Raw genomic sequence first — 235 nt, forward strand, 5'->3', positions numbered from 1 at the left:
CTCGAGGTCCTCTACGACGAAGACGACACCGTTGACGTCGGCGAAGTCATCGCTCGCGTTGGCGATGCAGACGCTGCTCCGGCCGCCAAGGAAGAGGCCGAGGAGGCATCTGCCGCAGTCGAGAAGGACGAGGAGCCAGTAAAGGCTAACGAGGAGACTGAGGAAGACTCCACTGACGTTGACGCTGGCGACGCTACTGACGTTGAGATGCCGGAGCTCGGCGAATCCGTCACCG

Annotated in this window: 1 pseudogene; it reads left to right on the top strand. The window is 62.1% G+C overall.

The window, feature by feature from the left end:
• Positions 1-235, top strand: a pseudogene (locus ADB02_RS03195) (pyruvate dehydrogenase complex dihydrolipoyllysine-residue acetyltransferase); the annotation flags it as partial.

This window comes from Corynebacterium sp. 212_CJEI, from assembly GCF_001055915.1.
Classification (GTDB): Bacteria; Actinomycetota; Actinomycetes; order Mycobacteriales; family Mycobacteriaceae; genus Corynebacterium; species Corynebacterium jeikeium_D.